1 protein-coding gene is annotated in these 251 nt (G+C 66.5%); it reads left to right on the forward strand.

The window, feature by feature from the left end; genetic code table 11:
• The coding region (locus tag AC5Y39_RS21260) for a hypothetical protein (protein WP_500021726.1) at nt 1-251 on the forward strand (251 nt) is incomplete at both ends.

The raw sequence follows: 251 nt of genomic DNA on the forward strand, positions 1-251 counted from the left end.
GCGTTGTTCGTGCTGGATCAGTGGTTGCATCCAGTGCCGACGGGTGTGGTGGGCGAGTTGTATGTGGCCGGGCACGGTGTGGGTGTGGGCTATGTGCGCCGGCCCGGGCTCACCGCGGGACGGTTTGTGGCGTGTCCGGTCGGGGCGCCTGGGCAGCGGATGTATCGCACTGGGGATTTGGTGCGCTGGGGTGCCGATGGGCAGTTGCAGTATCTGGGCCGTGTCGACGAGCAGGTCAAGATCCGCGGCTA

It is taken from the genome of Mycobacterium sp. NGS39 (genome assembly GCF_059812765.1).